Origin of the sequence: Pseudomonas reidholzensis, assembly GCF_900536025.1 — a bacterium.
Taxonomy (GTDB): Bacteria; Pseudomonadota; Gammaproteobacteria; order Pseudomonadales; family Pseudomonadaceae; genus Aquipseudomonas; species Aquipseudomonas reidholzensis.
In genome coordinates this window covers 12,070-32,435 of sequence record NZ_UNOZ01000029.1, presented here as the reverse complement: position 1 = coordinate 32,435, position 20,366 = coordinate 12,070, and the positions used below count along the sequence as shown (strand labels likewise).

Here is a 20,366-nt window from a genome sequence, read left to right as displayed (position 1 = left end):
ATGCTGGTAATGCGCCCCGCGCAAATGGCTGACCTGAATGAAGTGCAGCGCATGGCTGCGGACAGCCCCGTAGGTGTCACTTCGCTGCCTGATGACGCTGCGCGTCTGGGCGACAAGATCGCCGCGTCGGAAACCTCGTTTGCCGCCGAAGTCAGCTTCAATGGCGAAGAGAGCTACTTCTTCGTGCTCGAAGACAGCGTGACCGGCAAGCTGGCCGGCTGCTCGGCGATCGTCGCCTCGGCGGGGTACTCCGAGCCGTTCTACAGCTTTCGCAACGAGACCTTCGTGCACGCCTCGCGCGAGCTGAAGATCCACAACAAGATCCACGTCCTGTCGCTGTGCCACGACCTCACCGGCAACAGCCTGCTGACCAGCTTCTACGTCCTGCCCGAACTGGTCGGCAGCGGCCTGGCCGAGCTCAATTCGCGCGGTCGCCTGCTGTTCATGGCCGCCCATCCCGAGCGCTTCGCCGACTCGGTGGTGACCGAAATAGTTGGCTACAGCGACGAGCGGGGCGAGTCGCCGTTCTGGGACGCGATCGGCCGCAACTTCTTCGACCTCAACTATGCCGAGGCCGAACGGCTGTGTGGCCTGAAGAGCCGGACCTTTCTGGCCGAACTGATGCCGCACTACCCGATCTACGTGCCGCTGCTGCCGGACGAAGCCCAGGAAGCCATGGGCCAGGTCCACCCGCGGGCGCAGATCACCTTCGACATCCTCATGCGCGAAGGCTTCGAGACCGAGCACTACATCGACATCTTCGACGGCGGCCCGACCCTGCATGCGCGCGCTTCGGGCATCCGCTCGATCGCCCAGAGCCGGGTAGTGCCGGCCAAGCTCGAAGACACGCCGGTCAAAGGCGGGCGTCCGTACCTGGTGTGCAATGGCCAGCTGCAGGACTACCGCGCAGTACTGCTGGAGCTGGATTGGGTGCCGGGCAAGCCGGTCAGCCTGAGCAGCGAAGCGGCCGATGCCCTGGGTGTCGGTGAAGGTGCAAGCGTGCGCCTGGTCGCCGTTTGATGCCCGTGGCCGGATAGCCAGGGCCAGCGACCCGGAACAGTGTTTCGCGGCAGGCACAGACCGCCGCACAAGGAGATAGCATGATCGTTCGTCCTGTACGCAGCAGCGATTTACCTGCGCTGATCGAATTGGCGCGCAGCACCGGCACTACCGGGCTGACTACCTTGCCGGCCAACGAAGAGCGCCTGGCCCAGCGCGTGCGCTGGGCCGAGAAGAGCTTTAGCGGCGAAGCCGGGCGTGGCGACACCGACTACCTGTTCGTGCTGGAGAACGATGAAGGCCTGGTGGTCGGCATCAGTGCCATCGCCGGCGCCGTCGGCCTGCGCGAGCCTTGGTACAACTACCGGGTCGGCCTGACCGTCAGCGCTTCGCAAGAGCTGAACATCTACCGCGAGATCCCCACGCTGTTCCTCGCCAACGACCTGACTGGCAACTCCGAGCTGTGCTCGCTGTTCCTGCGTAGCGACCACCGCAGTGGCCTCAATGGCCGCCTGCTGTCCAAGGCGCGGATGCTGTTCATTGCCGAGTTCCCCGAGCTGTTCGGCAAGAAGGTCATCGCCGAGATGCGCGGGATCTCCGACGCCGCCGGCCGCTCGCCGTTCTGGGAGTGCCTGGGGCGGCACTTCTTCAAGATGGAGTTCAGCCAGGCCGACTACCTGACCGGCGTCGGCAACAAGTCGTTCATTGCCGAGCTGATGCCCAAGTTCCCGCTGTACACCTGCTTCTTGTCCGAGGCGGCGCGCGAGGTCATCGGCCGGGTGCACGTCGACACTGAGCCGGCCCTGGCGATGCTCGAGCGCGAAGGCTTCAACTATCAAGGCTATGTCGACATCTTCGACGCCGGCCCGGCCATCGAGTGCGAGACCGCGAAGATCCGCGCCGTGCGCGAAAGCCAGACCTTGGTGCTGGCCGTCGGCACCCCAGGCGACGACGCCACGCCTTACCTGATCCACAACCGCAAGCGCGACGACTGCCGCATTACCGCTGCGCCCGCACGCCTGGCCGCCGGTACCCTGGTGGTCGATCCGGCCACCGCCAAGCGCCTGCGCCTGGGCGTCGGCGACCATGTGCGTGCGGTGCCGCTGTCTGCCAGCCGGGAGGCCCAGCAATGACCACGCACTACATCGCCGGGCACTGGCACGCGGGGCAGGGCGAGCCCCTGCAGTCGTTGAACCCGGTCAGCCAGGCCGTGCTCTGGCAGGGCCAGGGCGCTGACGCCAGCCAGGTCGAGGCCGCCGTGCAGGCAGCGCGCCGGGCCTTCCCGGGCTGGGCGCAGCTGAGCCTGGATGCGCGCATCGCATCGCTCGAGGCGTTTGCCGACCAGCTCAAGGCGAATGCCGACGACCTGGCGCGCTGCATCGGCGAAGAAACCGGCAAGCCACTGTGGGAGTCGGCCACCGAAGTCACCAGCATGATCAACAAAGTGGCGATCTCGGTGCAGAGCTACCGTGAGCGCACCGGCGAAAAGAGCGGCCCGCTGGCGGATGCGACCGCTGTGCTGCGGCACAAGCCGCATGGCGTGGTGGCGGTGTTCGGCCCGTACAACTTCCCCGGCCATTTGCCCAACGGGCACATCGTGCCGGCGTTGCTGGCGGGCAACTGCGTGGTGTTCAAACCCAGCGAGCTGACGCCCAAGGTCGCCGAGCTGACCGTCAAATGCTGGATCGCCGCCGGCTTGCCAGCGGGTGTGCTCAACCTGCTCCAGGGCGCGCGCGAGACGGGTGTGGCGCTGGCTGCCAACCCCGGCATCGATGGCCTGTTCTTTACCGGCTCGAGCCGCACCGGCAACCTCCTGCACCAGCAGTTCGCCGGGCGCCCGGACAAGATCCTGGCCTTGGAAATGGGCGGCAACAACCCGCTGCTGGTCGACCAGGTCAAGGACCTCGATGCGGCGGTCTACACCATTATCCAGTCGGCGTTCATCTCTGCGGGCCAGCGCTGCACCTGTGCCCGCCGCCTGCTGGTGCCCCAGGGCGACTGGGGTGACGCGCTGCTGACCCGCCTGGTCGAGGTGTGCCGCAGCATCACGGTCGGTGCTTTCGATCAACAGCCCGCGCCGTTCATGGGCTCGGTGATCTCGCTGGAGGCCGCCCAGGCATTGCTCGACGCACAGCAGGCGCTGCTCGGCAACGGTGCTACGGCGCTGCTGGCAATGACCCAGCCGCAGGCCGGCGCCGCGTTGCTGACCCCGGGCATCCTGGATGTCACTGGCGTCGCCGAGCGGCCGGACGAAGAGCTGTTCGGCCCGCTGCTGCAGGTCATCCGCTACAGCGACTTCGACGCCGCCATCGACGAGGCCAACGCGACCCAGTACGGCCTTGCCGCGGGCCTGCTGTCCGACTCGCGCGCCCGCTACCAGTACTTCTGGCTGCGCAGCCGTGCCGGCATCGTCAACTGGAACAAACAGCTCACCGGCGCCGCCAGCAGCGCGCCGTTCGGTGGCGTCGGCGCCAGTGGCAACCATCGCGCCAGTGCCTATTACGCGGCGGACTACTGTGCGTACCCCGTGGCTTCGCTGGAGACCGCCAGCCTTGCCCTGCCGGCGACATTGACGCCGGGCGTCACCCTATAACAAACGGTCTCGGAGCCTAGCCGATGAAATCCTACGAAGTGAATTTTGATGGCCTGGTGGGGCCGACCCACAACTACGGCGGCTTGTCGTACGGCAACGTGGCCTCGCAGAGCAATAGCCAGCAATGCTCCAACCCGCGTGAAGCGGCGCGCCAGGGCCTGGCCAAGATGAAGGCGCTGAGCGACCTGGGCTTCAAGCAGGGCGTGCTCGCCCCGCAGGAGCGTCCGGACGTCGCCGCCCTGCGTCGCCTGGGCTTCAGTGGCAGCGATGCCGAAGTGATTCGCCGCGCCGCCAAGGAGGCCATGCCATTGCTGGTCGCCAGTTGCTCGGCGTCGAGCATGTGGGTGGCCAACGCGGCCACCGTCAGTCCGAGTGCCGACACCGCCGATGGCCGTGTGCATTTCACCGCCGCCAACCTCAACTGCAAGTACCACCGCAGCATCGAGCACCCGACCACCAGCCGCGTGCTGGCGGCGATGTTCGCCGATGAGCAGGTGTTCGCCCACCACCAGGCGCTGCCGGCGGTGGCCCAGTTCGGCGACGAAGGCGCGGCCAACCACACGCGCTTCTGCCGTGCCTACGGTGAGCCGGGCGTGGAGTTTTTCGTGTATGGCCGCAGCGCGTTCGACAGCCGCTATCCGGCGCCCCAGAAGTACCCGGCGCGGCAGACGCTCGAGGCCTCCCAGGCCGTGGCCCGTTTGCATGGCCTGAGCGACGATGGCGTGGTCTACGCTCAACAGAACCCGGCCGTGATCGACCAGGGCGTGTTCCACAATGACGTGATTTCGGTGGGTAACGGCGAGGTGCTGTTCTATCACGAAGACGCCTTCCTCGAGACCGACGCGGTGCTTGCCCAGCTGCAGGCTAAACTGGCCAGCAAGGGCGGCAACTTCCAGGCGATCCGTGTGCCGCGTGCCGCGGTGGCGGTCGAGGACGCGGTGCGCTCCTACCTGTTCAACAGCCAGTTGCTGTCGCGCGCTGATGGCTCGATGCTGCTGGTGGTCCCGGAAGAGTGCCGCAACAACGAGCGGGTGTGGAATTACCTCGGCCAACTGACCACCCAGGGTGGCCCGGTCAAGGAGGTCAAGGTGTTCGACCTCAAGCAGAGCATGCAGAACGGCGGCGGCCCGGCTTGCCTGCGGTTGCGCGTGGCCCTGAAGGAAAGTGAACTGGCAGCGGTCAATCCAGGCGTTATCATGTCGCCGTCGCTGTACGACACCCTAGTCCAGTGGGTCGACCGGCACTACCGTGATCGCATGAGCGATGCGGACCTGGCCGACCCGCAACTGCTGGACGAATGCCGTACGGCCCTGGATGACCTGACTCAGATCCTTACGTTGGGTTCGGTCTATCCGTTCCAACGCCAACCTTGAAGAGAGAATTGTAATGTCCGACGCCCTGCGCCTGATCCTGGAAGATGAAGATGGTACCCAGCTGGAAACCTCCTGCACCCGTTTCGCGGTGGTCTGGCAAGGTAAAGAGGTGTGGATCCAGCAGGACGGCCGCGGCCAGCTGCTGATCGGCGTCGATGTCGCCGAAGGCGATGCCGAGTTCGCCAACCTGCTGCTGCGCCCGATGGCCACCAACCTGGTCAGCCTGCAGCTGGAAATGGAGCCGGCTGAGCTCGGCGACGACGATGATGATCACGTCCACGGTCCTGATTGCGGTCACCACCACTAAGGAAGCGTCTATGCTCGCCCTCGGCAAATTGCTTGAACTCACCTTGGCCGGCCGTGAGCCCGCCCAGCAGACGCAAGTGACGGTCGAGGGTGTGCGACTGCGCTGGCGTGGCGAGGGGGCGCTCGAGGTCAGCCCGCCCGAGGGCAAGGACAACGGCCTGGACCTGTTGCTGTCTGCCGGTATCCATGGCAACGAGACGGCGCCGATCGAGCTCCTTGAAAAGCTCTTGCACGGTGTCGCCAGTGGCGAGATCAAGCCGAGGAGCAGGGTCCTGTTCCTGTTTGGCAACCCTGAAGCGATCCGTAAAGGTGAGCGCTACATCGAGCAGGATATCAACCGCCTGTTCAATGGCCGCCATGAGCAGGCGAGTGGTCCCGAGGCCCAGCGTGCAGCGGTACTGGAGAAATTCGCCGAAACCTTTTTCAAGGTGCCGGGGCGCGACCGCCTGCACTACGACCTGCATACCGCGATCCGCGGTTCGAAGATCGAGCAGTTCGCCCTTTACCCCTACAAGGAAGGCCGCCAGCACTCGCGTCGCGAGCTGGTGCGCTTGCGCGAGGCGGGCATGGAGGCGGTGCTGCTGCAGAGCAAACCGTCGATCACTTTCAGTGCGTTCACCTACGAGCAGCTCGACGCTGAGGCGTTCACCCTGGAGTTGGGCAAGGCGCGGCCGTTCGGGCAGAACGAGCAGGTCAATCTCGACAGGCTGGAAACGCGCCTGCGGCAGATCATCGAGGGCAACGAGCCAGCGGCCGACGATACGCTCGATGGCTTGCAGCTGTTCAGCGTGGCGCGCGAGATCATCAAGCACAGTGATCACTTCCGCCTGCACTTGCCGGCGGATATCGAGAACTTTACCGAGCTGAGCAAGGGCGCGCTGCTGGCCGAGGACCTGGCCGAGACGCGCTGGGTGGTCGAGGAGGAGGGTGCGCGGATCATCTTCCCCAACCCCAAGGTGCGCAACGGGCTGCGGGCGGGGATTTTGATCGTGCCGGACTCGGGACAGCGGTTGGGCTGAGCGTCCGCGTTGCCTTCTTCGCGGGTAAACCCGCTCCTGCGGGGGCGGGTTCAGCCGCGAAAAGGGCGCCCCTGTTTTGGATCCTACCCGGGATGAAATCCTTTTAATTAACTCGCTATTCCATTTTCCCTTCCCCTGAGCGGTAATTGGCTTGCCACTGGCCAAAGGCTCGTCATAGCATCCCGGTCATGTATTCGCTCGCGTTGACCTGAAATTCCGTCAGATCGCCGCTTTCCAGCGCATAAACACACTGCACCGAGATTGCAGGACCGATATAATGCGGCCCTTTGCCGTCGTTTCGACGCGTTTGCCTTAACGGCCGCCGTTTCCGTGGAAGAACCTATGAAAAGCGCAGAAATCCGTGAAGCCTTCCTTCGCTTCTTCGAGGAGCAGGGGCATACCCGAGTTGCCTCCAGCTCCCTGATTCCGGGCAATGACCCGACCCTGCTGTTTACCAATGCCGGCATGAACCAGTTCAAGGACTGCTTCCTCGGCCAGGAAAAGCGCGCCTACACCCGCGCCACCAGCAGCCAGAAGTGCGTCCGCGCCGGCGGCAAGCACAACGACCTGGAAAACGTCGGCTACACCGCGCGTCACCACACCTTCTTCGAGATGCTGGGTAACTTCAGCTTCGGCGACTATTTCAAGCGCGACGCGATCACCTTTGCCTGGACCTTCCTGACCTCCGAGCAGTGGCTGAACCTGCCCAAGGAAAAGCTCTGGGTCACCGTCTACGCCAGTGACGACGAAGCCTATGACATCTGGACCAAAGAGGTCGGCGTGCCGGCCGAGCGCATGGTCCGCATCGGCGACAACAAAGGCGCACCGTACGCCTCCGACAACTTCTGGACCATGGGCGACACCGGCCCGTGCGGCCCGTGCACCGAGATCTTCTACGACCACGGCGCCGACATCTGGGGCGGCCCACCCGGCTCGCCAGAAGAAGACGGCGACCGCTACATCGAGATCTGGAACAACGTCTTCATGCAGTTCAACCGCACCGCCGATGGCGTCCTGCACCCGCTGCCAGCGCCGTCGGTCGACACCGGCATGGGCCTGGAGCGGATCAGTGCGGTGATGCAGCACGTGCACTCGAACTACGAGATCGACCTGTTCCAGAACCTGCTGTCGGCCGCCGCCACCGCTATCGGTTGCAGCAACGACGCCCAGCCGTCGCTGAAAGTCGTCGCCGACCATATCCGTTCGTGCGGCTTCCTGATTGCCGACGGCGTGCTGCCGTCCAACGAAGGCCGTGGCTACGTGCTGCGCCGGATCATCCGCCGCGCTTGCCGCCACGGCAACAAGCTGGGCGCCAAAGGCAGCTTCTTCTACCAGATCGTCGCCGCACTGGCCGCCGAGATGGGCGAAGCCTTCCCTGAGCTGCAAAGCCAGCAGGCGCACATCGAGCGCGTGCTCAAGAGCGAAGAAGAGCAGTTCGCCAAGACCCTCGAGCAGGGCCTGCGTATCCTCGAGCAGGACCTCGCCCAGCTGCAGGGCAAAGTCGTTCCGGGCGACGTGGTGTTCAAGCTGTACGACACCTACGGCTTCCCGATGGACCTGACCGCCGACATCGCCCGCGAACGCGAGCTGACCATCGACGAGGCAGGCTTCGAGCGCGAAATGGACGCCCAGCGTGAGCGTGCGCGTTCCGCCAGTTCCTTCGGCATGGACTACAACAGCCTGGTCAAGGTCGACGTCGCGACCGAGTTCCTCGGCTACAGCGCCACTGAAGGCCAGGCCAAGGTCGTTGGGCTGTACAAGGACGGCCAGGCCGTCGAGCAGCTGAGCGAAGGCGAGCAGGGCGTGGTGATCCTCGACCGTACCCCGTTCTACGCCGAATCCGGCGGCCAGGTCGGCGACACCGGTTACCTGCTGGCAGGCGGCGTGCGCTTTGACGTGCGTGACACCACCAAGACCGCTGGCGCATTCCTGCACCACGGTGTGGTCGCCAGCGGCGCGCTGAGCGTCGGTGCCCAGGTCGAAGCCAAGGTCGATGCCGAGGTCCAGCACGCGACCTCGCTGAACCACTCGGCCACCCACCTGCTGCACGAAGCCCTGCGCCAGGTGCTCGGCGAGCACGTCCAGCAGAAAGGCTCGCTGGTCGACAGCCAGCGCCTGCGTTTTGACTTCAGCCACTTCGAGGCGGTCAAGCCAGAGCAGCTCAAGGCCCTGGAAGACATCGTCAACCGCGAAGTGCGCAAGAACACTGAAGTGGTGACCGAAGAAACCGATATCGAAACCGCCAAGCGCAAAGGCGCCATGGCGCTGTTCGGTGAGAAGTACGGCGACACCGTGCGCGTGCTGAGCATGGGTGGCGATTTCTCGGTCGAGCTGTGCGGCGGCATCCATGCCAAGCGCACCGGCGATATCAGCCTGTTCAAGATCATCAGCGAAGGCGGCGTGGCCTCTGGCGTGCGTCGTATCGAAGCGGTTACCGGGGCTGCGGCGCTGGCGTACCTGAACGCTGCCGAAGAGCAGGTCAAGGAAGCTGCGCAACTGGTCAAGGGCAACCGTGACAACCTGATCGACAAGCTGTCGGCGGTGCTCGAGCGCAACCGTCAGCTGGAGAAGCAGCTCGAACAGCTGCAGGCCAAGGCCGCCAGCGCCGCCGGGGATGATCTCTCCAATGCGGCCGTTGAGGTCAAGGGTGCCAAGGTACTTGCCGCGCGCCTGGATGGGCAGGACGGCAAGGCCCTGTTGGCCCTGGTCGATCAACTGAAGAACAAGCTCGGCCACGCAGTGATCCTGCTGGGCAGCGAGCATGAGGGCAAGGTCGTGCTGGTGGCTGGCGTGACCAAAGACCTCTCCGGCCAACTCAAGGCCGGCGATCTGATGAAGCAGGCCGCTGCGGCGGTGGGCGGCAAGGGCGGTGGTCGTCCGGACATGGCCCAGGGTGGTGGCGTCGACGTCGCCGCGCTGGACAATGCCCTGGCCCTGGCTGTGCCGTTCGCCGAACAGGGGCTTTGAGATGGGTTGGCCCGTGGTCTAGTCACGGGCCATCTCATGTTGGATTGTTTATTGGGTGCCCATCGTGGGCAGAGGCAGCTTTGAAATGGCGTTGATCGTACAGAAATTTGGCGGCACCTCTGTCGGTTCCATCGAGCGGATCGAGCAGGTTGCCGACAAGATCAAGAAATTCCGTGAGTCAGGCGATGACCTGGTGGTCGTACTCTCGGCCATGAGCGGCGAGACCAACCGCCTGCTCGACCTGGCCAAGCAGATCACTGACACGCCGGTTCCGCGTGAGCTGGACGTGATCGTCTCGACCGGCGAGCAGGTGACTATCGCCCTGCTGGCCATGGCCTTGATCAAGCGGGGCGTACCGGCGGTGTCCTACACCGGCAACCAGGTGCGCATCCTCACCGACAGCGCGCACAACAAGGCGCGCATCCTGCAGATCGACGACCAGAAGATCCGCGCCGACCTCAAGGCAGGTCGCGTGGTGGTGGTAGCCGGTTTCCAGGGTGTCGACGAGCACGGCAGCATTACCACCCTCGGCCGTGGTGGCTCCGACACCACCGGCGTGGCCCTGGCGGCGGCGCTCAAGGCCGACGAGTGCCAGATCTACACCGACGTCGACGGTGTCTACACCACCGACCCGCGCGTGGTGCCCCAGGCCCGTCGCCTGGAGAAGATCACCTTTGAAGAGATGCTGGAAATGGCCAGCCTCGGTTCCAAGGTGCTGCAGATCCGTTCCGTCGAGTTCGCCGGCAAGTACAACGTACCGCTGCGCGTGCTGCACAGTTTCAAGGAGGGTCCAGGTACCCTCATTACCATTGATGAAGAGGAATCCATGGAACAGCCGATCATTTCCGGTATCGCCTTCAACCGTGATGAAGCCAAGCTGACCATTCGCGGCGTGCCGGATACCCCGGGCGTTGCCTTCAAGATCCTCGGTCCGATCAGCGCCTCGAACATCGAAGTGGACATGATCGTGCAGAACGTCGCGCACGATAACACCACCGACTTCACCTTCACCGTGCACCGCAACGAGTACGACGCGGCGCTCAAGGTGCTGGAAAACACCGCACGCGAAATCGGCGCCCGTGAAGTCATCGGCGACACCAAGATCGCCAAGGTGTCGATCGTCGGTGTCGGCATGCGCTCCCATGCGGGCGTTGCCAGCCGCATGTTCGAAGCGCTGGCCAAGGAGAGCATCAACATCCAGATGATCTCCACCTCCGAGATCAAGGTCTCGGTGGTCATCGAAGAGAAGTACCTGGAGCTGGCGGTGCGTGCCCTGCACACCGCCTTCGAGCTGGACGCCCCTGCCCGACAGGGCGAGTAAGGCGCTGCCTCGAAGGGCGCGGCTTGCCGCGCCCTTCGCGTTTCTGGTCGTCGGAGGGTAACCCTGTCCTATACCCTCCGGCGCCCATACGGGCCCTGCCACCGTCCCCGGCACGGCCCTGCTACCTCAGACTGTTATCCCTGATTGAACTGCGTAAGGAGAAAGCTATGTTGATTCTGACTCGTCGGTGCGCCGAGAGCCTGATCATTGGAGACGGTGAGATCACCGTTACGGTCCTGGGTGTCAAAGGTAACCAGGTACGAATCGGCGTCAGCGCGCCCAAAGAAGTGGCCGTTCACCGCGAGGAAATCTACCTGCGGATCAAGAACGAGAAGGGCGAAGAGCCAAGCCTTTAATTTTTTTGAAGTTTTTTTCAAAAAAAGGTTTGCAAACGAGGAGGGCTCTGTTTAATATACGCCTCGTGTTGCGGTGAGGTGGCCGAGTGGCCGAAGGCGCTCCCCTGCTAAGGGAGTATACCTCATAAGGGTATCGGGGGTTCGAATCCCCCCTTCACCGCCATTATTCATGTAGGGCGCTTCAACTGGGTAAGAACGCTAAGTCGTTGAAATTAAACGAAAAAGTTCTTGCTAAAACGGTAAAGCGATCTATAATGCGCGGCAAGTTACACGGACTCATAGCTCAGCTGGATAGAGTACTCGGCTACGAACCGAGCGGTCGCAGGTTCGAATCCTGCTGAGTCCACCATATAACATGACGATCTTGCTAGCAGGGTCGGATTGTTCAACCAGTGGTAATCTGGTCTAAAACTACCAACTTGGACTCATAGCTCAGCTGGATAGAGTACTCGGCTACGAACCGAGCGGTCGCAGGTTCGAATCCTGCTGAGTCCACCATATAGCACGGCGGTTGTGCTTGCACAGGCGCCTTGTTTCAACCAGTGGTAACCTGGTCTAAAACTACCAACTTGGACTCATAGCTCAGCTGGATAGAGTACTCGGCTACGAACCGAGCGGTCGCAGGTTCGAATCCTGCTGAGTCCACCAGATACATCAAGAAGCCCGCTTTCATAGCGGGCTTTTTGTTGTCCGCAGTTTCACTGATGTGTCAGTGATGTCCGGCTAGACTCCAGGTCAAGCCCCGCAGGCCGCGCCTCGCGCCTCGCCTCCAGAGAACACGCATTGTGCTTTTTCATCGACGCCTGCCGTCGCACTGATGGCTTCGAGCGTTGTCATAGCTTTATCGCGCAAACGATTGTTCTGGCCAAAAATTTAAGCGATCCGACAGCTGTTGCAGTGTATGATTGCGCCCGTCAGCCCCGCCGGGGCTTGTGGAATACCACCATGGACTTACCCAGTAGTTACTCCCTAACCCGCTTTGCCAAGTTAGATCTGACCGATTGATTCTCCCGGCGTGCTCCGCTGCTGGGAGTGGAGTTCGCCTATGACTGAAGTAGAAGTAAAGAAAGCCCCCGAGAGCCTGCAGGATCGCCTGGGCCAGGTCATCGACCTGCTGCAGCGTCAACGGGTGGTAGAAGACCTGACGCACCGTCAGGAAGGTCATCATCATGACCTGGTGGAAAACCTCGTCCACCGTCAGAACCTGGTCGAGCTGCAGCGCAAGCTCGACGATCTGCACCCTGCCGACATCGCCTACATTCTTGAAGCCCTGCCGCTGGACGACCGCCTGACCGTATGGCAGCTGGTACGCTCCGAGCGCGACGGCGACATCCTCCTCGAAGTGTCCGACGCGGTGCGCCAGACCCTGATCGCCGACATGGACGATCACGAGCTGCTGGCTGCGGCCAAGGAGATGGACGCCGACGAACTCGCTGACCTGGCGCCCGAGCTGCCGCGCGATGTCGTCCACGAGCTGATGGAAACCCTCGATGGCCAGCAGCGCGAGCGCGTCCGCTCGGCCCTGAGCTACGACGAGGAGCAGGTCGGTGCGCTGATGGACTTCGAGATGGTCACCATCCGCGAAGACGTCAGCCTCGAGGTAGTCCTGCGTTACCTGCGCCGCTTGAAGGAGCTGCCAGGCCATACCGACAAACTGTTCGTAGTCGATCACGACGGCATCCTCAAGGGCGTGCTGCCGATCAAGCGTCTGCTGGTCAACGATCCGGAGAAGCAGGTAGCCGATGTCATGGCCACCGACCCCGTGAGTTTCCACCCAGACGAAGATGCCTACGACGCGGCGCAAGCGTTCGAGCGTTATGACCTGGTGTCGGCACCGGTGGTGGACAAGAGCGATCGCCTGATCGGCCGTCTGACCATCGATGAGATGGTCGACCTGATCCGTGAGGAGAGCGAAAGCGAAGTCCTCAACATGGCCGGTCTGCGCGAAGAAGAAGACATCTTCGCCTCGGTCTGGCGTTCACTGCGCAACCGTTGGGCGTGGCTGGCGATCAACCTGGTGACGGCGTTTCTCGCCTCGCGGGTGATCGGCCTGTTCGAAGGCTCGATCGAGAAGCTGGTGGCCTTGGCGGCGCTGATGCCGATCGTGGCGGGTATTGGCGGCAACTCGGGTAACCAGACCATCACCATGATCGTTCGCGCCATGGCGCTGGACCAGGTGAGCCCCGGCAACACGGCACGGCTGATGCGCAAGGAGCTGGCGGTGTCGCTGATCAACGGCCTGGTCTGGGGCGGTGTGATCGGGGTGGTGGCGTTCTGGTTGTATGGCAGTTGGTCGCTCGGCCTGGTAATGACCGCGGCGATGACCCTGAACCTGTTGCTGGCTGCGCTGATGGGCGTGTTGATCCCGATGACGCTGGTGCGCCTGGGGCGCGACCCGGCAATGGGCGCGAGCGTGATGATCACTGCCGTCACCGACAGCGGCGGGTTCTTCATCTTCCTCGGCCTGGCGACCCTGTTCCTGCTCTGATCCCGCACCCAAGGGGGCTCACCCCCCCCTGTAGGAGCGGGTTTACCCGCGAAGAGGCCGGTACAAACAGCCACAAAACCATCATCCAGAAACGAAAAAAGCCAGCATCAGCTGGCTTTTTCGTATTCGCATTTCAGATCAGGACGCGTCGGCGGCCATTTCCACATCGTGGGCGATCAATGCGACCAGCGCGTTCTGCTGGCGGTGGGAGAGTTGGCGGAACCGCTGCAGCAGCTCACGCTCATGCAGGCTCAGCTCCGGGCTGTCGAGGCGCATGCTCAGCTCGTCGCCCAGCGCGCCTTCCTGGATGAGGCTCTGCTCCAGGCGTGCGATGATTTCGGAGTTCATGCTGCGGTGATGGTTGCGCGCTACCTCGGCAATGCGCTCACGCATCCCGTCTGGCAGGCGGACGACAAACTTGTCAGCGGTGCGGCTGGAATAGATAGCCTGTTTCATTGGGCGCATATAAATTGACCGGTTTTCTGGTTCAGGGGAAGCGGTTCTCAAATTGGCCGCACGGTGGAAAATACGACCGTGGCGACTGCAAAATGTTCAACCGTCATGTAATTTTGGAAGCTCATCTTGCCTCAACGTCGCCGTTTCCTTGGCGTCAATTCTGTGACAAATAGTGATCCGGCTGAAGGCTTTTTGCCAGTACCAATTATCAGAAATGAGCACTGGTTTGAAAAGTCTTGCGTTGGCCGGGCTGTCTAACTGTCAGACCTCTGCCGCCAAAATCTGGTAACGGGCGGAAAAGGGCAGGGAAAACACCAAGAAACCGCAAGGTCCCCAACAGAGAGCATAGTGGCTATGCAACATGACGCAAGCGGCACGCCGTGTACGGCAGGGCGGCTGATATTCCTGGTTGGACCATCAGGATCGGGAAAAGATTCCCTGATCGATGCCGCGCGGGCGAAATTGGCCTCGCAAGGGATTGAAATCGCTCGCAGGGTCATTACCCGCTCGGCCGAGGCCAAGGGCGAATCGGCACAAGGTGTCACGCCGGAGCAGTTCGAGGTGATGCGCAAAGCCGGGGATTTTGCCATGGATTGGCAGGCAAATGGCCTTCAGTATGGGATTCCTGCGCAGATCGATGATTGGCTGCAGGCGGGCCGGCCTGTGCTGGTGAATGGCTCGCGGGGTTACCTGGCCGAGGCGCGTCGGCGTTATCCCGACCTGTTGGCCATCCGTCTGCAGGTAGCGCCGCAGGTGCTGCGTCAGCGGCTGATGGCACGGGGACGCGAAACACCCGAAGAGATAGAGCGGCGGCTGCAACGCGGTGCTCAGTTGCAAGAGGGCATCGATCCCCAGGTGCAGGTGCTGGACAACTCCACCTCACTGGAGCATGCCGTCACGGCGTTGCTTGACCTGTTGCGCGAGCAAGGTCTGATGAAGGCGCCGGGGCAGGGCTGTCCGCGCTGATAAATCGCGGAAAAGGATTACCTGCAAAAAGCCCGAATCAGGCATGACAAACGGCGCCCTGCTGGTTAACATGCACGCCGTCCCGCCCATTCGGCGCTCGCCGAGGGTACTTGTGTCCCAGTAGCTCAATTGGATAGAGCATCCCCCTCCTAAGGGGAAGGTTGGCCGTTCGAACCGGCCCTGGGACACCATATCTAGCAACGCTTCCAGCGCTATCGTGAGCGTCTCTGAGGCAGCGCTACGTTGATCAGAGATGATCCATCGCCTATCCTGAGTCTCTAGACACCCGCAATTAGGAGGCGGAAATGATCGTTCAAGCCGCACCTCAGAAAAAGGTCATTGCCAAGCGCAAGAAGACCGATAAGCAACTCACTCCCGAGGACGTGCGCATCGCAGCACGTGGGGGGGAGTCTGCATTCCGCTACTACGTCGAGAACGGGAAGCTTCCAGCCTCTAAGTGAGATTTTTTGTCAGCAGTCAAGGTTTCTGACCTCTTCAAAGAATCTCTAGGGTGGTACGACTTTTTCGTCGAATTCCACGACTACAAGCTCTGTGGCGACCTGCCCGACATTTTTGGTCGCGATGAGGAGCTTGATCTCGATGATATGTATCACGTCCATCTTGCGACGACAGACGCTGTGCAAGCCAGGTGGCGTGCAGCACGGATGCAGTTCAGGCGTACGACAGATCCTGATCATCCCGAAGAGGATTTCTGGCTGATCTACGCGTACGATCCGTTTCGAGATGAGTATCTGCTGCTGACGATCGTTGGCCCCAATGCGCACAATAGGCAGCAGTGGGGCTCGTACCTACGAGACCTGCACAACGACATCGTTGATCCATGGATCAAAGGGCAGCGCGTCTATTCCGATCCAGACGAAGACGCATAGCCGGCTGACCAGGGTTGGCACAGCCGGCGTCAGTTGTCGCTACCTCCCAGGCTTTCGCGGCGAGCTTATGAGCGTTGCACTTTTCCTTGCCTCTGCGCGTGGCCGCAATCATTCGAAGCGGAACGACGCCCCGTACGCCGAATCCGGCAGATGACTGCTAGCATCCTCACGCAACCGCGAACGGAACGTCCCGCGCTGTGGCTCTGTACGGTACAGCCCACGCTTCTGCAGTTCAGGAATGATCAGCTCGACAAAATCCTCAAGGCTGCCCGGGCTGATCAACGGGTTGATCATGTAGCCACTGGTGCCTGAAATCCGCGCGTGTTCTTCGATCCGGTCTGCCACTTGTTGCGGGGTGCCGACCAGGATCAGATCGCTGCCGCGCGTGACCTGGGCGAAACGCTGCTTGACGTCGCCAGCCGTCAGCGGCTTGCCGCTGCCGTCGGGGTGCATCACGTACGAGGTCATGCCTTCGGTATGGGTCGACAGCGCGTCGCCGTCGGCGTAGCGGCTGATATCGATGCCGGTGTCGCCGGCGTAGCTGACCAGTTGCGCCTGCAGGTGATAGTTGCTTTGCAGTTGCTCATATTTACGCTGCGCCTCGATTTCGCTCTTGGCGGTGACGATGCGCAGCACGGTCAGGGACTTCACGTCGGTGCGCTGGCGGCCGCGCGCCTCGGCCATGCTCCAGATCTGCTCGAGCCCGTCGCGGATCTCCTGCGGGTTGGACTTGGCGACGAAGATCAGCTCGGCGTGCTTGGCGGCGAACTCCCGGCCGCGTCCCGACCAGCCGGCCTGGATCAGCAGCGGCGTGCGCTGCGGCGACGGCGAGGTGAGGTGCGGGCCAGCCACCCGGTAGTGTTCACCGGCATGATTGATCGGCCGAACCCGGTCGCCGCGGGCGTACAGCTGGCGCGCCTTGTCAGCGACCACGGCGTCGTTGGCCCAACTGCCTTCCCAGAGCTTGTAGACCACGTCGAGAAACTCCTCGGCGCGCTCATAGCGGTCGTCATGCTTGATCATCTGCTCCAGGCCGAAGTTGCGTGCGGCGCTGGACAGGTAAGAGGTGACGATGTTCCAGCCGACCCGGCCATTGGTGAGGTGATCGAGCGTGCTGAAGCGCCGGGCATGGGTGAACGGATGCTCATAGCTGGTGGTGACGGTGACGCCGAACGCGAGGTTCTCGGTGACGGCGGCCAGTGCCGGAATGATCATCAGCGGATCATTGGCCGGGGCCTCCACCGCCCATTTCATCGCCGCATCGGCGTTGCCGCCAAACACGTCGTAAAAACCCAGCACATCGCCGAAGAACAGCATGTCCAGGTTGGCCTGGTCGGCGATGCGGGCAAGGTTCGACCAATAGCTCAACGAGTTGATCGTCAGGCGCTCATCGGCAGGGTGGGTCCACAGGCTGGGGGCGCCGCCACAGCCGACGCTGGCTTGTTCGTACAGCGCGAAAAGCAAAGGTTTCGGATCAGCCATCATCGTCCCTGCATGAAATCGTTGGGCGGTTGGCAGACTGCTGGGGGATGAGCGTCGCCAGGATGGGCGCGATTAAATAGGAATAAGTAAGTTAAAAATAATAATATTATGGAATATGCTGTGACCCAGATGATCTATCTCAGCGGCGCAGTCTTGCGCTCATGTCGGCGATCACCCCATGCGCGATGCGCCTGACGAGCCTGCTTTCTCCGGCTTTCATGCCGTTGGCGTGCTCGTCGAGGTGCTTCCTCGCGGCGTTGCCAACACCCTCTACAAGCTCATCGATGATCCTGCTACCGAGAGCTCTGTTCAGCCCAATGGCTTCACCCAAGCTCAGAACGCTGGTTCTGGTGAGCTCAGCGTGCGTACGAACTCCCTCCGGCCTCCATACCAGCTCAGCATCAAGCCAGGGCGCGGCAGGCTCCCCATAGATCGCCGTACACAGTAGATCGTAATGCGGGGCCAGGTAATACGCGTCACCGCGGACGAAGAACGAGAGATTCTTCAAGTGGGCGTCGTTGTTGCCAACCAGGAAGTTGAACACCAGCCATTTGAACAGCTGAATCCTTGTCTGGGCCACGTTACGCACCAGCGCGAGGATTTTCTGCAGCGTTTCCACCGTCGCTTGTTGGTACTTGAAGCTTTTATCCAGCCCCAGCACCTGGCATGCATCCAGGGTATGCGCCCTGATGAGCTCACCGTCCACCCGGGCCCGATCAAAGCGTTCGATGAGGTACACAGGCTCAGGCACCCGGCGAATGCTCACAGGCGGTACGCCGAGCTTCACTGCCTGGGCAATGCTCATCACAAACCACTCGTTGACCACGGTTGCGTCGTACAGGTCGCGCTGTGGGTGATCGGGCTTGAGGATGTGGGTCGAGGGTGTGCTGCCCACGGGTTCGAACAGGCCTTGGTCATTCAGCACTACGGGCAGCTTGTGCTGGGCGCCGGCCAGTGACATGCGCTTGGGCGCGCCAGTGGCCAGCGCCACGCGGGGCAGATTGAGGATCCTTGCGCTCAGGGCTGAATCCGTGAGTGCCTTGAGCCCTCCCTCCGATGGCATCTGCGCCTCTGCAAGCAAGGTCACGGCGCCGGCAGATTCGGCCCCGTAGTAACCCAGCAGGCCAAAGGCATCGGCAAATTCGATGTTCGCATCGCTTGCCAGCAATGAACGCGCCTGCTCTTCGGGAAGCAAGTTATCGAAGAACCACTGCACGGGTCGCTGCGATGAGTCGTCGATAAGGGTGTGCTTGGCTCTCGCTAACGCGGGAGACAAGTCGAAGCCTTCAGCACTGGAGACCCACGCAGGCGTGTACCGCAGGCTCCAGACGCCAGCGTCATCTTGCAAGGTGGCGACGTGACGGCCATTGATGATGACTTCAAGGCTTCTCATTTTTCCGGGAGGTCCATGTAGAGCTGGATACCGAGTTCCTGCAGTACCTGGAGCACGGTGGCCAGAGAGACAGTGCCTTTGCCTTTCTCGATATCCCTCATCAGCACATGACTCTTGCCCACGATCAGCGCCAGGTCTGCCTGGGTGATCTGCTGGCTTTTTCGAACTTGACGGACCGCGGCACCCACGTCGTCAGCGTTGCGGATCTTTAAAAGGGTATTCATGAAGGGGCAACCTGCCAGACGGCAAACGCATTTGAAACTAAAGTATAGCTTCGATTATGCCGGTGGAACGCCAATTTCTATAAAAACGAAACTATGTTTGCGCTTTTATCCAAACGATTCAGTTGGGTTACCTAAACGAAATTATAATTTCGTTTCTAGGGAGGAAGGTTCTGGAGCAAGCCGAAACGAAACCCGGGTTTCGTTTTGCCTGAAGCAGCGGCGGGTGCTCAGGCCAGTCGCCGCATGGCAATGCATAACCCTGTGGCTCAGCTGAGCGCCCAGACCATTGAGACTGATCACCATGAGTCCTCCTAGACATGTCGAATGCCCGTTGAAAGGGGCAAGCGCTGTGCCAGCAGCCGAGACCCGCCAAATAGGCCGTCGAAGCTATTCCGGCCAGCACCCGGTCGGCATATGCTTGCCAGGCAACGGAACAGGATTGCCGCCAGCGGCAACACAACAAAAGCTCAGCTTCTTGAACGGGGCGTGGTTGCTGGACACTACGGGGGATAGGCATGAGTCAGGAATCAAAGCCGGTACCGGCGGGCTTCAGCGATCAGCAGTTACATACCCTGTTCGAGTTGGTCAGCGATGGCATCTGGGATTGGGATGCCAACACGGGTTACGTCTACCGCAATCCGGGTTGGTACGCGATGCTCGGCTACCAGAGCCATTCGCTGGACAACAGCGTGCTGACCTGGGAAAGCGTGATCCACCCTGAGGACTATCCGCGGGTGATGGCGCATTTCGAGGCCTACATCGACAAGCGCAACGAGCGTTACCGCATCGAGTACCGCTGCCGCTGCCAGGACGGCAGCTACCTGTGGGTCGAGGACAGCGGGCATATCATCGACCGCAATGACGATGGCTCGGTGGCGCGCATGCTGGGCGCTCACCGCAATATCGATGCCGGCAAGCGCCTGGTGGCCGGGTTGGAGCAGAAGAACCACAACCTCGAAGCGTTGGTCGCCGAGCGCACCCGTGAGCTGTCGTGGGTCAACCAGCAGTTGCAGCGCCAACTGGACGAGAACCGTGAGCTGGCCGAGCGCGATGCGTTGACGCGCATTGCCAACCGCTATCTGCTGGAAAAGACCTTGCGTGAGCAATGCGAACGGGCGCGGCGGTTTCGCCAGGGGTTTGCCTTGATCGCGATGGACGTCGATGATTTCAAGCCAATCAATGACCGCTATGGCCATGCCCGTGGCGATGCGGCGCTGGTCGGGCTGGTCGAGTGCGTGCGTCAGTGCCTGGGTGAGCAGGACCTGCTGGCGCGCTGGGGCGGCGATGAGTTCGTGGTGGTCTTGCCGCGGGCGGCGCTGGCTGACGCCGTGCGGGTGGCAGAGGCGATTCAGCAGGGTGTGGCGGCGATCGAGGCGGTGGGCGAGTGTCGCCTGAGCTTGAGTTATGGTGTGGTGCAGTGGCAGGAAGGGGAGGATCAGGTCGGGTTGCTGGAGCGAGCGGACCAGGCGCTGTATCGGGCCAAGGCGGCGGGCAAGAACGTCATCAGTCACTAAAAAAGACCCGCTACGCCTT

At 62.0% G+C, this 20,366-nt stretch carries 18 protein-coding genes and 5 tRNA genes; 19 read left to right on the top strand and 4 right to left on the bottom strand.

From position 1 onward, the window contains the following. From aruF to mgtE, 14 genes are all read left to right on the top strand, one after another. The gene (gene aruF / locus CCOS865_RS18955) at positions 1–1,020 is read left to right on the top strand and encodes an arginine/ornithine succinyltransferase subunit alpha (RefSeq protein WP_119143640.1); all 1,020 of its coding nucleotides are present in this window, start codon (positions 1–3) and stop codon (positions 1,018–1,020) included. Positions 1,021–1,100: 80 nt separating this feature from the next. Then, positions 1,101–2,132, top strand: coding sequence for an arginine N-succinyltransferase (gene astA / locus CCOS865_RS18950; protein WP_119143638.1), 1,032 nt, complete (start codon positions 1,101–1,103; stop codon positions 2,130–2,132). Next, positions 2,129–3,592 carry a succinylglutamate-semialdehyde dehydrogenase gene (gene astD, locus CCOS865_RS18945; protein WP_119143636.1) on the top strand — a complete coding sequence of 488 codons (1,464 nt, stop codon included), beginning with the start codon at positions 2,129–2,131 and terminating at the stop codon, positions 3,590–3,592. The genes astA and astD overlap by 4 nt, the downstream gene beginning before the upstream one ends. A 23-nt stretch (positions 3,593–3,615) precedes the next feature. Next, positions 3,616–4,965, top strand: a complete 1,350-nt coding sequence (gene astB, locus CCOS865_RS18940; protein ID WP_119143634.1) for an N-succinylarginine dihydrolase — start codon at positions 3,616–3,618, stop codon at positions 4,963–4,965. Positions 4,966–4,978: 13 nt separating this feature from the next. Beyond that, the gene (locus tag CCOS865_RS18935; RefSeq protein WP_119143632.1) at positions 4,979–5,272 is read left to right on the top strand and encodes a topoisomerase II; all 294 of its coding nucleotides are present in this window, start codon (positions 4,979–4,981) and stop codon (positions 5,270–5,272) included. A gap of 10 nt (positions 5,273–5,282) precedes the next feature. Continuing rightward, positions 5,283–6,290 (top strand): succinylglutamate desuccinylase, encoded by a 1,008-nt coding sequence (gene astE / locus CCOS865_RS18930; protein WP_119143630.1) that lies wholly within the window; start codon positions 5,283–5,285, stop codon positions 6,288–6,290. A gap of 342 nt (positions 6,291–6,632) precedes the next feature. Continuing rightward, positions 6,633–9,257, top strand: coding sequence for an alanine--tRNA ligase (gene alaS, locus CCOS865_RS18925; protein ID WP_119143628.1), 2,625 nt, complete (start codon positions 6,633–6,635; stop codon positions 9,255–9,257). 85 nt (positions 9,258–9,342) lie between these two features. After that, positions 9,343–10,578, top strand: a complete 1,236-nt coding sequence (locus CCOS865_RS18920) for an aspartate kinase (protein WP_119143626.1) — start codon at positions 9,343–9,345, stop codon at positions 10,576–10,578. A gap of 167 nt (positions 10,579–10,745) precedes the next feature. Beyond that, complete coding sequence (csrA, locus tag CCOS865_RS18915) at positions 10,746–10,934, top strand: carbon storage regulator CsrA (RefSeq protein WP_119143624.1); 189 nt, start codon at positions 10,746–10,748, stop codon at positions 10,932–10,934. 72 nt (positions 10,935–11,006) lie between these two features. Then, positions 11,007–11,097: transfer RNA gene (locus CCOS865_RS18910), tRNA-Ser, on the top strand. A gap of 109 nt (positions 11,098–11,206) precedes the next feature. After that, positions 11,207–11,283 (top strand) — tRNA-Arg (locus CCOS865_RS18905). Between the two features lie 72 nt (positions 11,284–11,355). Beyond that, positions 11,356–11,432 (top strand) — tRNA-Arg (locus CCOS865_RS18900). Positions 11,433–11,505: 73 nt separating this feature from the next. Then, positions 11,506–11,582, top strand: a tRNA-Arg gene (locus tag CCOS865_RS18895). Between the two features lie 397 nt (positions 11,583–11,979). After that, entirely contained in the window at positions 11,980–13,422 is a 1,443-nt protein-coding gene (mgtE, locus tag CCOS865_RS18890; protein ID WP_119143622.1) for a magnesium transporter, read from the top strand. A 138-nt stretch (positions 13,423–13,560) separates the two neighbouring features. Here the strand turns inward: mgtE and CCOS865_RS18885 are convergent, their stop codons facing one another. Continuing rightward, positions 13,561–13,887, bottom strand: coding sequence for an Arc family DNA-binding protein (locus CCOS865_RS18885; protein ID WP_003254499.1), 327 nt, complete (start codon positions 13,885–13,887; stop codon positions 13,561–13,563). A gap of 345 nt (positions 13,888–14,232) precedes the next feature. Here CCOS865_RS18885 and phnN point away from each other — a divergent pair, with 345 nt between their 5' ends. The 4 genes from phnN to CCOS865_RS18870 all read left to right on the top strand — a co-directional run bounded on the left by phnN (position 14,233) and on the right by CCOS865_RS18870 (position 15,734). Then, on the top strand, positions 14,233–14,844 hold the full coding sequence (gene phnN, locus CCOS865_RS18880) for a phosphonate metabolism protein/1,5-bisphosphokinase (PRPP-forming) PhnN (RefSeq protein ID WP_119143620.1): 612 nt from the start codon (positions 14,233–14,235) through the stop codon (positions 14,842–14,844). A 114-nt stretch (positions 14,845–14,958) separates the two neighbouring features. Further along, positions 14,959–15,035, top strand: a tRNA-Arg gene (locus tag CCOS865_RS18875). A 114-nt stretch (positions 15,036–15,149) separates the two neighbouring features. Continuing rightward, positions 15,150–15,305 (top strand): hypothetical protein, encoded by a 156-nt coding sequence (locus CCOS865_RS28220; protein ID WP_167469078.1) that lies wholly within the window; start codon positions 15,150–15,152, stop codon positions 15,303–15,305. A gap of 6 nt (positions 15,306–15,311) precedes the next feature. Next, positions 15,312–15,734: a type II toxin-antitoxin system YafO family toxin gene (locus CCOS865_RS18870; protein ID WP_119143618.1), complete on the top strand. Its 423-nt coding sequence runs from the start codon at positions 15,312–15,314 to the stop codon at positions 15,732–15,734. A 108-nt stretch (positions 15,735–15,842) separates the two neighbouring features. Here the strand turns inward: CCOS865_RS18870 and CCOS865_RS18865 are convergent, their stop codons facing one another. The 3 genes from CCOS865_RS18865 to CCOS865_RS18855 all read right to left on the bottom strand — a co-directional run bounded on the left by CCOS865_RS18865 (position 15,843) and on the right by CCOS865_RS18855 (position 18,833). After that, positions 15,843–17,216 (bottom strand): LLM class flavin-dependent oxidoreductase, encoded by a 1,374-nt coding sequence (locus tag CCOS865_RS18865; protein WP_119143862.1) that lies wholly within the window; start codon positions 17,214–17,216, stop codon positions 15,843–15,845. Positions 17,217–17,355: 139 nt separating this feature from the next. Beyond that, positions 17,356–18,609 carry a HipA domain-containing protein gene (locus CCOS865_RS18860; protein ID WP_119143616.1) on the bottom strand — a complete coding sequence of 418 codons (1,254 nt, stop codon included), beginning with the start codon at positions 18,607–18,609 and terminating at the stop codon, positions 17,356–17,358. Beyond that, complete coding sequence (locus CCOS865_RS18855) at positions 18,606–18,833, bottom strand: helix-turn-helix domain-containing protein (RefSeq protein WP_119143614.1); 228 nt, start codon at positions 18,831–18,833, stop codon at positions 18,606–18,608. The genes CCOS865_RS18860 and CCOS865_RS18855 overlap by 4 nt, the downstream gene beginning before the upstream one ends. A 515-nt stretch (positions 18,834–19,348) precedes the next feature. Here CCOS865_RS18855 and CCOS865_RS18850 point away from each other — a divergent pair. Continuing rightward, a complete protein-coding gene (locus tag CCOS865_RS18850; protein WP_119143612.1) occupies positions 19,349–20,347 on the top strand; it encodes a sensor domain-containing diguanylate cyclase in 999 nt (332 codons plus the stop codon). Positions 20,348–20,366: the final 19 nt, after the last annotated feature.